Below are 13,638 nucleotides of genomic sequence, written 5' to 3' on the forward strand. Positions count from 1 at the left end.
TTGATTGTCTTGCGTTGAGTCTTCTCTGGGTGATGCGATCGAAGCGAATGGCCAGGAGGGAGGTGACTCCCTCTTTTTTTAGTTTTAGGATTTACGCAGTTGGACAATTGCTCGCGGGCGCAGCCCGCGAGCAATTGTCCAAAACCCAGAAAGCTTATCGCAAGTGCGTAAGTCCTGAGTTTTTAATTCTGTGTCTAGAGACCACTTAACCATTTGATAATGAGTCAGATGGGTTCCCTTAACCAGGGGATCTGGAGAGTTCGAGTATCCTGACAGAAAGTGGGATAAACCTGACCTGAAGGCAAGTGAGATGGCAGCGCTGATTGACTTGGTAATGAAAGGTGGCCCCGTGATGATCCCGATTGTGGGGTTTTCGGTGGCAACGGTTGCCTGCGGGCTGGAGCGAGCTTGGTATTGGTATCGCCTGCTGACTCAGGAAAATCAGGTGGTGCAGGATGTGCTAGAAGCCGCCCGCCACGATTTATCTGAAGCGGAGGCGATCGCCGAACAGTCCCAGGATGTTCCGATTGGGCGCTTTCTGCTAGCTCCGCTGCGGCTGCGGCAGCCTTCACCAGAAACGTTCCGACTGGCGATGGAGGCGGCGGGCGATCGCGAGTTTGCCGAAATGCGAAAAGGCGACAAGCTGCTGGAAACTACCATTGCCGTATCGCCGCTGCTGGGGCTGCTGGGCACGGTGACGGGCTTGATCAACACCTTTAATAACTTAAATATTGGTGGCGGGGGCGGCGAAGGTACGTCGGCTCAGGCAACCCGTGCGGCGGCAGGGATCGGGGAGGCGCTGATCACGACGGCGGCGGGGATGGTGGTTGCCATTATGGCGCTGCTGATTTTTCGGCTGCTGGTGTCGCTTCAGGCGCGGCAGATGGACTATTTTTCGGCGGCGGGCAGTGAGCTAGAGCTAATCTATCGCCAGTTCTGGGATGAGTCGGAACTGGAGGATGAAGAAGTGCTGGAGGCGATCGCCCCTGGTGGCCGCAATCCCCTTGGCATTGAGCGACGCTAGGGCAGCGCAGCGAGGGCAACCATGCGGTTCAAACAGCGTTCCTATGGCACACCGCCGCCGATCAACCTGACCCCCATGCTCAACGTGATGATGGGCATCCTGGCCTTTTTCGTCATGATTACCATGCTGCTTTCCGAAGAGCAGGGCGTTTCCGTCATTCTGCCACCCACGGAAGACACGCCGCCGCCCACCGAGCTAGAGGAGCCGCCGGAGCCGCTGCTGGTGACGCTAACTGCCCAACGGCAGTTGTTAATCGAGGGCGAACCCGTTCCCGGAAACCAGTGGCAGGGGCCCGTGCAGGTCTATTTGCGGGCAAACCCCAAGGGATTCGTGATTTTGCAAGCCGATCGCCGCTTGCCCTACGAGCAGGTCGTGCAAACCCTAGCGGAGATGAAGCAAGTGGGGGGCGATCGCATTTCGCTGTCCATTGATCCGCCCAGTCCTTAGGGCTACTATGTACACACAAGTTTTCTATGCTTGAGCGGCGATGCTTTGATCCCCCCTTAGCCCCCCCTTGAGCAAGGGGGGGAACCGATCTCCCCTAGCCCCCCTTGAGCAAGGGGGGAACTCATCCCAGAGTGACCCGGAGCAGGGGGAGCCGGATCGGAAGTCCCCTTTGATAAGGGGGATTTAGGGGGATCTTTCGGAGCCTGACGCAAAAAATCGAGATGCGTGTACACAGTAGGTTCTCGAGATTCTTGAGAGAATAGATGGCAAGGTGAGAAACCGATGAAGTTCAGAAGCCAGCAAAATCAACTGCCAGAGGTCGATCTAGTGCCGATGATGGACGTGCTGATGAGCGTCCTGACGTTTTTCATCATCATTTCCATGACGCTGACTGGGCAGCAGGTGATGAACATTACCCTGCCCGACGCAGAGGGCGGCAGCAACCCCATGACCTCAGAGGAGGGCAAGAAAGTGCCCACCCTGCTGGTGGGACTTAATGCCCAGCGGCAACTGGTGATGAATAACGCGCCTGTGCCCGAAGCCCAAGTGATTACGAGTGTTCAGGACTTTTTGGTGAAAAACCCGGCAGGCGTGGTAATCCTCAAAGCGGACAAGGGGCTGACCTATAACGATGTGGCGCGGGTGTTGGAACTGCTGCGGGACATCGGGGGCGATCGCATTTCCCTGGGCATCAGCGGCAGCTAATTGCAGCTAATTGCAGTACATGGCTGCATCCCCAGCCGCATTTCTCGTAGAGGCTGGATCATCGCCCCCGCCCCCTGCTGCATTGCGCTCACAGTCGCAAAACAGCCCTGGCAATAGGTTTTCTAGCCCTCTGGCAATGCCCTCAAGGTTTCCACCAGACCCCGCTATCAGGTTTTGCACGTCCCGTGCGGTTCGCATCAGCCCTAGCCCATCGATGTGTAATTCCCGCGTGGGATAGTTTTCCAGGATTTCCAGCATCGAAACTCGGTTATCGTCCGCTGCCGACAGCACCACCGCTGCCCGCATTGCTTGCACGCTGGCCTCCTTACTGCTGGAACTGATGATTTGCCCCAACTGATATAGTGCAAATTCACCCGGCAGCGAGTTCAGGATTTGGTCAGCAAACTCCAGCGGCAAAGGTACTTGCTGAGTGAGGAGCGATCGCACGGTAGACGGCTTCACGCCTGCCGTATTCAAATACCAGCGCAGCTTGCGAGACGGCTGTCCGGTTTCTGCCAGTGTCTGAAACTCGGTAATCGAGAACGATCGGCTGAGGGGACCAAAGTTGACCACTACGGACTCGGCAGCAAGGGCGGGCGCAGTAGCCCCCAGCACGCTCGCCGCCAGCCCCAGGACAATGCCTGCAAAAGCCCTATGAACTACATTTGACCGCCGCACCCTACCCAGGCGTGAAATCCAAGCGCTCATCCAATGCTCCTAAAGCGTGTCAAACACTACTGACCCAAACGCGGCAGCCTTCTAGCAGCTTGTCGCGCGGGAGGTGGCTCGGCGGCCGCATCACAGTCGCAAATTAGATTTTGGATGCTGCCCCGAATCAGGTCAAAAAATGGGCCGAATCGCTCCACCAAAGAGGCGACCTCATTATAGGTCTGCTGCAAGCCGCGCACGTCTACCTGCACTTCGTCTTCGGGATACTTTTTCAAGACCTCTAGCAGAGAAATCCGATTGTCGTCTTGGTAGGAGGCGATGAGCGCGTCTCGTAGGGGCTGGGACGCGCTGCGGCGGCTGCGACTTTCGGTTCTCAAGACTTGCTCCAGCCGCGACAGCACAAACTCACCCGTTCTGCCCCGCAGGGCCTGCCGAAACAGGCGATCGCTCACTTCCACTTCATGGGTCAGCGCTCGGCGGGCCTGGGTTTGCACTTCAGGGCTGACCCCCAAAAATTCGCTGAGTTGGTCGGTGGCAATTCCCGTGCGAGCGTAGATTTCTAACACAGAAATGGGCACCCGCACCCGGGTTTGGTCAAAGATCAGCACGACGCGCCTGGCCGCGTGAGCCGGGTGAGCCATGCCCAGCGAAGCCAGCCCAACGCTGAGTCCGAGCAACAGGCGCACACCCCAGCGACGAAGCGGAGACGGGCGCTTGGAAGGGGAAGATGGAGGATAGAACTGCATAGCGGCTGTTGTGAAGGGTCGCGTGTACTGTCGTGGTTTCTCTCGCGATTTCTCTCGCGATTTCTCTCGCGGTTTCTCTGACGATCGCACGCCGGCCAATGTTTCAACAAACTCCGGTAGGATGATAGCGGCGATTCTAGGTGTGATTCAAGCGTGATTCAAGGGCAGCCCTGTAAAAAGCGTCCGAGGGAAGCAGCACTAAGAATCGTACTGCTCAATCTTACGCGCCAACGGCTGCTCATTGACCAACTTGTTGCTCCTTATTGATCAATATTGACCAACTCTCTGTACAGGTCGTTTCTATGGGATTTTCTATTATCCAGGTTGATGCCTTTACCGCAGCGCCCTTTGCGGGCAATCCGGCCGCGGTGTGTGTGCTGCCTTCGCCCCAGCCAGACGAGTGGATGCAGGCGGTCGCCCGCGAGATGAACCTGTCGGAAACGGCGTTTTTGCTACCAGAGGCAGACGGCTATCAGCTACGCTGGTTTACGCCTGCAGTGGAGGTGGCGCTGTGTGGCCATGCGACGCTGGCTAGTGCCCATGTGCTGTGGCGTGAGGGATATTTGCCTGCCGGGGCGATCGCCCGCTTCCATACCCTCAGCGGCCTGCTCACCGCTACCCAGCAGGGCGACTGGATCGAGCTAGATTTTCCGGCGAAGCGATGCGCCCCCATTGACCCACCGGCGGGGCTGCTAGAGGCGCTGGGCCTAGAACGGGGAACTGGGGCGATCGCCGTTAGCAAAAACCAGTTTGATTACTTGGTTGAGGTTACATCTCCAGAGATCGTGCGTCAGCTTGGGCCCGATTTTACTCGCCTGCGGACCTTGCCCGTGCGGGGCGTGATCGTCACGAGTCGCGCCGAAGTAGACTCCGAGTATGACTTTATCTCACGCTTTTTTGCCCCCGGCTCTGGTGTGGATGAAGACCCGGTGACGGGTTCCGCCCACTGCGCCCTGGCTCCCTACTGGGGCGATCGCCTGAGTAAGGATACGTTTCTTGCCTATCAGGCTTCGGCGCGGGGTGGCGTGGTGAAGGCGCGGCTGGCAGGTGATCGGGTGTTTTTGGGGGGGCAAGCGGTGACGGTGCTGCGGGGTGAGTTGATTTAGGATGAAGCGATCGCAGGATCACGAGCAGGACGACCCGCCAAAATTCACAGCCTCAAAGCTAAACTCCAAAACCTGGTCTATCGTTTCCGTTGCCAAAGCCAAACCCCCAAGGCGATCGCCAGTCCCCCCAGAACCAGCTTGGACACCGGGCCGAGATATTGTTCGACCTGTTCGTAGTTATCGCCCAGCAGAAACCCGACATAGGTCAGCAGCAGTGTCCAGATCAGCGTCCCCGCAGTGGAATAGAGCAGGAAGGGGAGAAAGCTCATGCGGCCCAAACCCGCAGGCAGGGAAATCAGCGTCCGCACGCCTGGAACCAGCCGCCCAAAAAACACCGCCCGCTTGCCATATCGGTTAAACCAGGCGATCGCCTGCTGGATATCTTGCCCGGAAATCGCCAGCCACTTGCCGTAGCGATCGGCCAGCCGCATCAGCCGCCGTTCGCTAACGAGTTGCCCAATCTCATACCACAGCACAGCGCCCAGCACCGTCCCCGCCACCCCTGCCGCCACTGCGGGCGCAAACTGCATCTTGCCCTGCGCCACGGTAAATCCTGCCAGCGGCATGATTAGCTCCGATGGAATCGGCGGAAACACATTTTCCAGAAACATCAGCAGCCCAATGCCCCAATAGCCCAGGGCTTCCATCGTCCGCGTCACCCACTCTGCCATTCCCTGCTCCGCATTCCTGTGCTGATTTCGTAGGACTTGACCTGAGACTTGACCCGGATGACGGCAGGACTAAAGCGGAACCCGCACAGGCAGATACCGATCCAGAAACTCGCGGATTGCCTGGCCGTAGCCGTCGCCATCCACATCGCCAATGGCGTGGCCGCCCGTGGGCGAGATCCACAGCATTTTGGGCGATCGCGTCGCGGCATAGAGGGCTTCGCTCATGTCGGCAGGCACTTGGGTATCCTGTGCGCCGTGGGCATAGAGGACGGGCACTTGCAGATGGGGCACTTTGCCGATCGAGTCAAACCGCTGGGTCAAGATCAGGTCAATGGGCAAAAAGCCGAAGGGCGTGGTGCGATAGGCCATGTCGCGGATCGAGGTGAAGGAGCTTTCCACAATCAGCCCGGCCGCACGGGGCTGGCGCACGCCCAGATCAATGGCGATCGCCCCACCCAGAGAATGCCCGTAGATCAGGATTTCCTCTGGCGCGATGCCGCGATCCTCCGTCAGGTAGCGCCAGGCCGCGTCGGCATCTTGATAGACCGCCGCCTCGCTGGGAAACGCCCCCTCGCTCTGGCCATAGCCGCGATAGTCGAACAGGAACACCGACAGCCCCAACCGCTGCCAGCGCACGGCATAGTCTGCATTTGCGCCAATGTTTAGCCCGTTTCCGTGGAGGTAGAGCATCACGCCCCGCTGCGGCTGGCTCGGCGGCACGGGAATCCACCAGCCGTGAATCCGCTCTGTGCGATCGCCCTGCTGCACCGACAGCCACACGTCTTCATAGGCAGCCCCGAAGTCGGCAGGCGTTTGGGTAATCGTCGGCGATGGAAAGAAAATCATCTGCTGCTGGCGACTGGACACCAACAGGGCGATCGCCCCATAGACAGCCGCCGCAGCAGCCACCAGACCCGAAAGACTAAACAGAAAGCGCATCTAATGATTCACACGCAAGAGGTCACTCTCCCTAAGATACAGGGCAAAAACGGGAATCAGGGGGATTCGGTTTGCGGTGGGGCTGGTTTCAACGGGCTTAAATTCTTACGTCCAAATTCTTATGGCCAAATTCTTACGGCTTTCTAAAGGTTGTTTGGCAGGCGTTATGGTAGAAAATTTTAATCTGTAGACGAATATACCCAGGCAACGTGCAAGCTGCGCCTGGGTACGCCTGCATCTCCAGCTAAACCCCTTTCCCCCACCAGGAGTTCCCCATGACATCCGACGATTTTCAGAGCAATCCGCAGTCCCGCATTTCCTCATCCTCTGCGGGGCTGGCGAGCGCGTCGCTTTCGTCTGTCCGTCGCAAGTCTGCGCTGCCGCTCGTCAGGCGAGCCGTCCGCAGCAGTTCAGACGACACCTTTGCCACGGCCCGCAGCCTGGGCACCTATACGGGCGGCCGGCTAAATCTCAGACGGCGCGACAGCTTGAGCGGTCAAGATCGGATCGACATCTTCTCGCTGATCGTGCCCAACGGCGTGACGCTGCCTGCTGCGGCCTTCCGATTTAGTATCCAGAAGGGCAGAGTGCGCTACACCCTCTTGGGTAGTGTCCCCAGCTTCGGAATTCCGCCCCAGGCAAACTTTACCCAGGTGTTGAAAGGGCAGGGGCAGATTAACACCAACAGTGTTGCCAATACCTTTGGCGCACCTGTGGTGGTCTATTTTCAATTTGAGCGACTGGGCAAAAAGCCGACGAGGTATAACTTCCGTGTGACTTCTGGCTAAATGAGTTTGGATTTTGGATTAGGGATTGTGGCTTGAGTGCCATTTCCTAAATCCATCCAAAATCGACAATCTAAAACCGCTCAACTGAGGCTGCCGCTGCGGCAACGGTTGGCGGTGTTTTCCATGCCGCCGCGAACCTGATCAACCGATACTCGACCCCGCACGTAGGACACGCTGAGGCTGTTTTGGCTGGCGTTGTGGCTATAGCTCATTTCCCCGACTTGCCCTACGCCAGCGGCAAAGATCAGCAGCCGCCCGCTGCTGCCGCCGTCATAGATGACATGGCCAGCGGCGCTGCGGTTGTTGCGGCGCATACAGGCGAACACTTCGCTGGAAATATTGCTGAGGCTGGTGGTTTGGGCATAGAGTGGAGCGATCGCCCCCATGCCCAGCCAGCAAAGCAGGGTAGCGCCGAGTCTGAGGGAGCGCCTGGGATGGTTCAATTTGCAAGGCTTTAAGGAGATTGGCATGGTCAGAGATGGGGATTGGGGGTGAGTCGCGGAATACTGACTTACAGCAAGCCTGCGTTTCTGCGATTGGCATGGTCAGAGATGGGGATTGGGGGTGAGAGCAAAATAGAGTTTCTGGGTGGATAAGAGTTGCTGGGTGGATAGCGCGGGTGTCTTGGTGATTTGACACCGTTGAAAAATCAAGAGAATGCTTCCCAAATCCTTCCCAAATAATAGCCCCTAGAAAATATTAGCCGCCAGTCCGTCCGTTAAGACGGCTAGCCCATTAAGACGGTCTGGCGCGGGATCAATTTGTCAGGATCAATTTGTCAGGATCAATTTGTCAGGCTCAGGTTTTGTGAATATGGTTTTGTGAATATTGTTTGGATAGCCGCGAGTGCAATTTGAGAAAGTGGATATTGTTTGGATGGTCGCGTTGGATGGTCGCAAGTGCAATTTGAGAAAAGCGTGAGGTAAAATAAGCTGCAAAGTAAGCTATGGGGCTGAAACGCTGATGAATATGACTCCGGTGCCGATGATGGCGATCTGACCAAAACTGTGGTTAGGAACGGTAGGTTAAGTGTGAAGATAAATATGACTCCGGTGCCGATGATGGCGATCGCCCTCCGTCTATTGCCCCAGCAAGACCTGAAGACAGAACTGGACACACTGGCGATCGCCCAAAACCTCGAAGCTGCCTGCGTCCTCACCTGCGTCGGCAGCCTGACTCGTGCCGTCCTGCGGCTGGCTGGCCAGAGCGAACCCACAACCTACGACGGACGGTTTGAGATTGTGTCGCTGGTAGGGCTGCTGTCGCGGCACGGGTCGCACTATCACATGGCGATCGCCGACGACACTGGGCGCACCCTCGGTGGGCATGTGCTGGCAGGCTGCCAGATTTACACCACCGCTGAAATCGTCCTCGGCATCCTGCCCCATGCCCGCTTTGGCCGCGAACTCGACCCCGCCACGGGCTACCGAGAACTAGCCATTGAACCACTGGAACCGCTGGAGCCGCCGACTGGTTGAGCGACCCGCTAGCCAAAATTCCACATCACCGGATTCGCATCGGGCAGGTGATCCGTCACGTCGCGACCGATTGCATCAATGGCGGCTAGATCGTCGGGGCTAAGCTGTACCGCTGTCGCCCTGGCATTGTCTACGGCCTGTTCTGCGCTGCGAACGCCGACGATGGCGTGGGTTTGGGGCTGGGCGATCAGCCATGCCAGAGCCAGGTTGCCCAGGCTGGTGTGATAGCGTTCGGCGATCGGGCGCAGATGGTCTAGGGCTTGCTGAGCGCGGGCGTAGTTTTCGCCGTGAAATAGCTTATTTTTTGACCGCACATCTTCGGGTGGAAAAGTCTTATCTGCTCCGAACTTACCTGTCAGCAAGCCTTGGGCTAGGGGCGAATAAGCCAGGATGGAGATATGATGCTCGACGCAATAGGGCATGGCATCTGCTTCCACATGCCGCCAGAACAGATTATAGGGCGGCTGCAAACTGTCGATTCGGGCATATTGCGCCGCTTCTTCGATCTGAGCGCGGGAAAAGTTGGATACGCCAATCGCCCGGATTTTGCCCTGCTGTTTCAGGTCGTTGAGCGCCGACAGGGTTTCCTCAATCGGCACAATTTCGGTGTTGAACGCGCCTGCGGGCCAGTGGATCTGATAGAGATCGATGTAGTCGGTTTTCAGGTTTTTCAGCGATCCTTCGCAGGCTGCAATTACCTGGTCATACTTCAAATGATTGGCAAAGACTTTGGTCATGTACACAGCGCGATCGCGCACGTCTGACAGCGCCTCTGCTACCATACGCTCCGAGTGTCCCTGACCGTAGACTTCTGCTGTGTCCACTGTGGTAATGCCCGCCTCAAAGGCTGCCCGCAGCGCCCTGATCGTTTCGGCATCCTCAATGCCCACCCACATGCTTTTGCCAGCCTGCCAAGTGCCCGTGATGATCGGCGTAATGTGAATGCCAGAAGTCCCTAGTTCGCGTGTTTGCATGGTTTTGGAGAAAGATTGTTTCGCCGGTGGTGGATGCGCTTCTTACTATAGCGAGTGATCTGGGACATCGGCGCGAGAGGGCGATCGCGCTGCACAGAGTGTTTTCACGTTAGCGTTCTGGCTGAATCTCCCCGCCCTTTGTAGGATTTAATGGTTCCTTTTGAGATGCATCTGATACTATTTGGCAAGGCTGAAGCTATCGAGAACCTACGCTTAGCCATCGCTTCGCTTCTCTTGCATCCCTCCAGAACCGCTTGCTCCTATGACCACCGTCAGCGATCGCCCCTTGATGCACACGCCCCGCGACCCATCTCTGCGCGACCTCTCCTCTGTCCAGTCCCGCATCCACACGATTCCCACCGCCAACCCGCGCGATTCTATCGTGCGCTTGCAGCAGGTGACGAAGGTTTATGCCAATGGCAGCCGCGCTCTAGAAAATGTGAATCTCCAGGTCAGGCGCGGCGACTTTTTGTTTGTGACGGGGCCGTCGGGATCGGGAAAATCGACCCTGCTAAAGCTGCTCTATGGGGCAGAACGACCGACTCAGGGGCAGGTGCAGGTGCATGATACGAACTTGTCGGATCTGCGGGGCGATCGCCTGTCCATGCTGCGTCGCCGCATTGGCGTAGTGTTTCAGGACTATAAGCTGATTCCCCGCCGCACCGTTGCTGAAAATGTCGCCTTTGTGCTGCAAGCTCAGGGCTATGCCCGCCGCGAAATCCAGCGCCGTCTGTTGCCCACGCTGAAAATGGTGGGTCTGCACGACAAAGCAGAACGATTCCCGGATGAACTTTCTGGCGGTGAGCAGCAGCGCGTCAGCATTGCCCGCGCCATCGTCAGCACGCCGCCGATTTTGTTGGCAGACGAGCCAACTGGGAACCTCGATGCTGATAATTCGTGGCAAGTCATTAAGATTCTGAAAAAGCTGAACGCAGTGGGCATTACGGTCATCATCACCACCCACGATGATCGCCTCGTGCGAATGTCTAATTATCCGGTGGTACAACTCCGCAACGGCCGCCTCTTCCACGTGAACTAGGCTAACGGTGAATTGCAGCGGCGGTAGACAACCTTGGACTCCAACCGATAAATGATTGGTGGCTGGTGTGGACTGGAGTTGTTAACACTGAGCGATCGCCCTCATCTGGCAGCACCGACACCTTTGGGCGATCGCCCTTCATTTCCCAGCACCGACATCTTTGGGCGATCGCCCTCATCTGGCAGCACCGACATCTTTGGGCGATCGCCCTCCGGATACCTTTTGGGGCATTGCACACTGACCGAAGTCTATCGCTACTCCACCTCTGCGGCCGACCCGAAAGCGGCTGGGAGTGCGCGGCTTGACCCAGATCTCGAAAAACCGAGCCTTCGCAATTGGGGGGCGAATCGCTGACCCCACCGGAAGCTGACAGAACCAGGGCGCTGAGGGCTAACTAGTAATTAGACTGATCGTGTCTGCCTATCTACCTCCAGAAGGGCAATTAGGCTGACAATAATCTGCATAATACCCCTGATTCCGGGAATTAGGCAGACAACTTCAGTAAATCTTCAGATGAGAAAAATTAATGTGTCATGGTAGTGATTGATACATTGGACATGTTGAAAGAGCCTACAGAAAATGGAGTCACGTCCTAAGAAGATGTTGGATCAGGTGCGGGATACGTTGCGGCTGAAGCACTACTCCTACCGCACCGAAGAGAGCTATGTGCAGTGGATTCGCCGCTACATCTTGTTTCACGACAAGCGACACCCTTCTGAGATGGGCGGTGCAGAGATAGAGGCATTTTTGACCCACTTAGCCGTTCAGGAAAACGTAGCTGCCTCGACTCAAAATCAGGCTTTGAGCGCTCTGCTATTTCTTTATCGGCATGTATTAGAACTGCCACTCGCGCTTCCTGTGGATGCGGTGAGGGCGAAACCGTCTCGCTATTTGCCGACGGTGCTGACTCCTGAAGAGACAATCGCCATTGTTGAGCAGTTGTGAGGAACCCATCGCTTGATCGTGCAATTGCTATACGGGAGTGGTCTGCGACTGACTAAAGCGCTGCAATTGCGAATCAAGGATGTGGATTTTGCTCAGCGGCAGATTGCGGTGCGTGATGCCAAAGGAAAAGAGAGTCGGGTCACGATGCTGCCAGGCCGCTTGATTGATTCATTACAGCAGCATTTGCAGCGAGTCCGTCGGCTCCACCAACGGGATTTGGATGCGGGATATGGCTCGGTGTATTTGCCATTTGCGCTAGAGCGAAAATATCCTAATGCGGATCGAGAGTGGATTTGGCAGTTTGTATTTCCTGCGTTTGGACTTTCCAAAGACCCTCGCTCTGGTATAGTCCGTCGTCATCATCTACACGAGACGGGTTTGCAACGAGCGATCAAGCAAGCGACTCGTTTAGCAGGGATTGAGAAGCGAGTCAGTTGCCATACGTTTCGCCATAGCTTTGCGACGCATCTACTGCAAAACGGCTATGATATTCGCACGGTTCAAGAGCTGCTGGGGCACAAGGATGTGAAGACGACGATGATTTACACGCATGTGCTGAATCGGGGTGGGCGTGGGGTGCGGAGTCCGCTAGATGTCTGAGTAAGATAACTTGACGTAAGCAGAGCGATCGCCCCCTCTCCTACAAGTAAGAAAGCGATGTTGCTCCGCAAGGCTTCCGCCAACATCCTTACCGAGTGCGCTGCATGTAGCGCAACACGTCGCCCGGATCGGGTCGCAGAATCACGCCGTTTTCGGCAGTGGAAACGGGCGGCGTCCACTCGAAGCGTTCGGCGCAGCGGATCTGATGCAGACGGTCAATCGCCAGTTGCGTATCTTCAGCAGAGCCGACGAGATAATGGCGCAGGCGGCGACGGTGGGGCAGTTCGCAGGTGAGCGGGGGCAGCGAAAACTGGGTCGCCTCCGAGCGTGGGGACGACCAGTGAATTGTTAGCATTTGGGGTTTCCTCCTGGAAACGAGTGGGGTAGGAAACCCCGAAATGTTGGCCGCCCACGGACGTGAAGCGCTGGGACAGGGCGGTCTACAATAGACGCAGCCCTGAGACAGCCGTTACCTGTCGAGGGGTCAGGCGTTGGTGGGTGTTGGTAGCACCTGCCAATGCCGTAGGTGACTAAACGACCAAAATTTGGGGGGAGACAAGCTGCTCGCACGACAGCTATGGCGCAATGTATTACAGCATAGGACGGGCGATCGCCAAGCATAGTCGCCCTGTTTCTTAGCACATCTGTTCAGCACGATTTTTGGGGTAAGAATATTTGGGAGGTCTGGGAAGGGCGATCGCCCTGCCAACTCGCCACCTTGACTTTGACCGCTGCTGCCCTCCCGATTCGCCCTCCAATCCGACCCCTAGTAGACCGCTAGCTAGCCGCTTCGGGAGTCACATCTCCGTGAAAATAGGGTCATGCCCCCTTGATCGAACCCCGGACTTCATTGAAGATTAGGTGTAGAAACGGAGTCGCTCATTGATCTTGCGGATTGGATGCGTTGACAGTGCCCTATTCATGCCCTATTTACTCTGGGTTCCGTTAATTTACGTAGGGGAATTCCGCAGCCCCTTGAGGACGTAGCCCATTGGAAACTACGGAGGGCGATCGCCCGTCTTTTATGTTTTCTTGAAGACCGTGCAGCCCAGAAGTGTTGAACGCAATGTTAGCAGGGCAAGTTCATAGCTGAATCCAGTACAAAAGATCTATAATTCTGCCTGTAATGACCTACTTATTGCTTCCATTCTCAATAATCCGCCTCTTGAGAGTGCTTTTTGTAAAGTTTTACCATCAAGATTCAACACTTCTGCGTGCAGCCATGTTGGACTGGAGTGTACCTGTGACAAACGACCTAGAGTTTTGCGTTCGCACAGCGCTTGAGTTTGGCGAGTTGTCGCCCGCAATGCAGGCTCGAATTGCCGACTTGGTTGCCTCAGGAAGCCTGTCGCAGCGCGATCGCATGTTGCTGTCATTGCTAGACGATGCGATTGGCGATGGCTGCATCCGCCAGCTTTCTGCGCCGATTTCGGTTTAATCCTCCTGACTTGTGGTTCTCAATACGAGGCCGCTACCTCAGCGATTTGCCAGGTCTAGAGAATTGTAG

The 13,638-nt window shown here is 56.5% G+C and carries 16 protein-coding genes and 1 pseudogene; 10 read left to right on the top strand and 7 right to left on the bottom strand.

From position 1 onward, the window contains the following. Nucleotides 1-310 precede the first annotated feature (310 nt). The 3 genes from JTM80_RS22350 to JTM80_RS22360 all read left to right on the top strand — a co-directional run bounded on the left by JTM80_RS22350 (nucleotide 311) and on the right by JTM80_RS22360 (nucleotide 2,176). Nucleotides 311-1,024 (top strand): MotA/TolQ/ExbB proton channel family protein, encoded by a 714-nt coding sequence (locus JTM80_RS22350; protein WP_172353566.1) that lies wholly within the window; start codon nucleotides 311-313, stop codon nucleotides 1,022-1,024. 21 nt (nucleotides 1,025-1,045) lie between these two features. Next, on the top strand, nucleotides 1,046-1,471 hold the full coding sequence (locus JTM80_RS22355; protein ID WP_172353567.1) for a biopolymer transporter ExbD: 426 nt from the start codon (nucleotides 1,046-1,048) through the stop codon (nucleotides 1,469-1,471). A gap of 282 nt (nucleotides 1,472-1,753) precedes the next feature. Continuing rightward, nucleotides 1,754-2,176 (top strand): biopolymer transporter ExbD, encoded by a 423-nt coding sequence (locus JTM80_RS22360; RefSeq protein ID WP_172353568.1) that lies wholly within the window; start codon nucleotides 1,754-1,756, stop codon nucleotides 2,174-2,176. Between the two features lie 6 nt (nucleotides 2,177-2,182). Here JTM80_RS22360 and JTM80_RS22365 read toward each other — a convergent pair whose 3' ends face one another. Both JTM80_RS22365 and JTM80_RS22370 read right to left on the bottom strand, forming a co-directional pair. Next, a complete protein-coding gene (locus JTM80_RS22365; protein WP_205370329.1) occupies nucleotides 2,183-2,884 on the bottom strand; it encodes an alpha/beta hydrolase in 702 nt (233 codons plus the stop codon). A 26-nt stretch (nucleotides 2,885-2,910) separates the two neighbouring features. Next, complete coding sequence (locus JTM80_RS22370; RefSeq protein WP_172353570.1) at nucleotides 2,911-3,591, bottom strand: alpha/beta hydrolase; 681 nt, start codon at nucleotides 3,589-3,591, stop codon at nucleotides 2,911-2,913. A gap of 302 nt (nucleotides 3,592-3,893) precedes the next feature. Here JTM80_RS22370 and JTM80_RS22375 point away from each other — a divergent pair, with 302 nt between their 5' ends. Next, nucleotides 3,894-4,697, top strand: coding sequence for a PhzF family phenazine biosynthesis protein (locus JTM80_RS22375; RefSeq protein WP_172353571.1), 804 nt, complete (start codon nucleotides 3,894-3,896; stop codon nucleotides 4,695-4,697). A 77-nt stretch (nucleotides 4,698-4,774) separates the two neighbouring features. Here the strand turns inward: JTM80_RS22375 and JTM80_RS22380 are convergent, their stop codons facing one another. Together JTM80_RS22380 and JTM80_RS22385 are read right to left on the bottom strand one after the other, a co-directional pair. After that, complete coding sequence (locus JTM80_RS22380; RefSeq protein WP_172353572.1) at nucleotides 4,775-5,368, bottom strand: DedA family protein; 594 nt, start codon at nucleotides 5,366-5,368, stop codon at nucleotides 4,775-4,777. 69 nt (nucleotides 5,369-5,437) lie between these two features. Continuing rightward, nucleotides 5,438-6,307, bottom strand: a complete 870-nt coding sequence (locus tag JTM80_RS22385; RefSeq protein WP_172353573.1) for an alpha/beta hydrolase — start codon at nucleotides 6,305-6,307, stop codon at nucleotides 5,438-5,440. Between the two features lie 275 nt (nucleotides 6,308-6,582). Between JTM80_RS22385 and JTM80_RS22390 the strand changes: the two genes are divergently transcribed. After that, nucleotides 6,583-7,095 (top strand): hypothetical protein, encoded by a 513-nt coding sequence (locus tag JTM80_RS22390; protein WP_172353574.1) that lies wholly within the window; start codon nucleotides 6,583-6,585, stop codon nucleotides 7,093-7,095. Nucleotides 7,096-7,175: 80 nt separating this feature from the next. Here the strand turns inward: JTM80_RS22390 and JTM80_RS22395 are convergent, their stop codons facing one another. Next, nucleotides 7,176-7,538, bottom strand: a complete 363-nt coding sequence (locus tag JTM80_RS22395) for a hypothetical protein (RefSeq protein ID WP_205370330.1) — start codon at nucleotides 7,536-7,538, stop codon at nucleotides 7,176-7,178. Nucleotides 7,539-8,138: 600 nt separating this feature from the next. Between JTM80_RS22395 and JTM80_RS22400 the strand changes: the two genes are divergently transcribed. Beyond that, nucleotides 8,139-8,573 carry a PPC domain-containing DNA-binding protein gene (locus JTM80_RS22400; RefSeq protein WP_225906715.1) on the top strand — a complete coding sequence of 145 codons (435 nt, stop codon included), beginning with the start codon at nucleotides 8,139-8,141 and terminating at the stop codon, nucleotides 8,571-8,573. Between the two features lie 8 nt (nucleotides 8,574-8,581). Here JTM80_RS22400 and JTM80_RS22405 read toward each other — a convergent pair whose 3' ends face one another. Next, nucleotides 8,582-9,547: an aldo/keto reductase gene (locus JTM80_RS22405; protein ID WP_172353576.1), complete on the bottom strand. Its 966-nt coding sequence runs from the start codon at nucleotides 9,545-9,547 to the stop codon at nucleotides 8,582-8,584. 262 nt (nucleotides 9,548-9,809) lie between these two features. On the opposite strand from JTM80_RS22405, the gene ftsE reads away from it, so the two are divergent. From ftsE to JTM80_RS23380, 3 genes and pseudogenes are all read left to right on the top strand, one after another. Further along, nucleotides 9,810-10,586 carry a cell division ATP-binding protein FtsE gene (ftsE, locus tag JTM80_RS22410; RefSeq protein ID WP_205370331.1) on the top strand — a complete coding sequence of 259 codons (777 nt, stop codon included), beginning with the start codon at nucleotides 9,810-9,812 and terminating at the stop codon, nucleotides 10,584-10,586. 51 nt (nucleotides 10,587-10,637) lie between these two features. After that, the gene (locus tag JTM80_RS22415; RefSeq protein WP_205370333.1) at nucleotides 10,638-10,940 is read left to right on the top strand and encodes a hypothetical protein; all 303 of its coding nucleotides are present in this window, start codon (nucleotides 10,638-10,640) and stop codon (nucleotides 10,938-10,940) included. A 225-nt stretch (nucleotides 10,941-11,165) separates the two neighbouring features. Further along, a pseudogene (locus tag JTM80_RS23380) lies at nucleotides 11,166-12,131 on the top strand (integron integrase). Between the two features lie 88 nt (nucleotides 12,132-12,219). On the opposite strand, the gene JTM80_RS22430 reads toward JTM80_RS23380, so the two are convergent. After that, the gene (locus JTM80_RS22430) at nucleotides 12,220-12,486 is read right to left on the bottom strand and encodes a hypothetical protein (protein WP_172353580.1); all 267 of its coding nucleotides are present in this window, start codon (nucleotides 12,484-12,486) and stop codon (nucleotides 12,220-12,222) included. 888 nt (nucleotides 12,487-13,374) lie between these two features. Here JTM80_RS22430 and JTM80_RS22435 point away from each other — a divergent pair. Beyond that, nucleotides 13,375-13,569, top strand: coding sequence for a hypothetical protein (locus tag JTM80_RS22435; protein ID WP_205370337.1), 195 nt, complete (start codon nucleotides 13,375-13,377; stop codon nucleotides 13,567-13,569). Nucleotides 13,570-13,638: the final 69 nt, after the last annotated feature.

The organism is Thermoleptolyngbya sp. PKUAC-SCTB121 (assembly GCF_016919485.1).
Lineage (GTDB): Bacteria > Cyanobacteriota > Cyanobacteriia > Elainellales > Elainellaceae > Thermoleptolyngbya > Thermoleptolyngbya sichuanensis.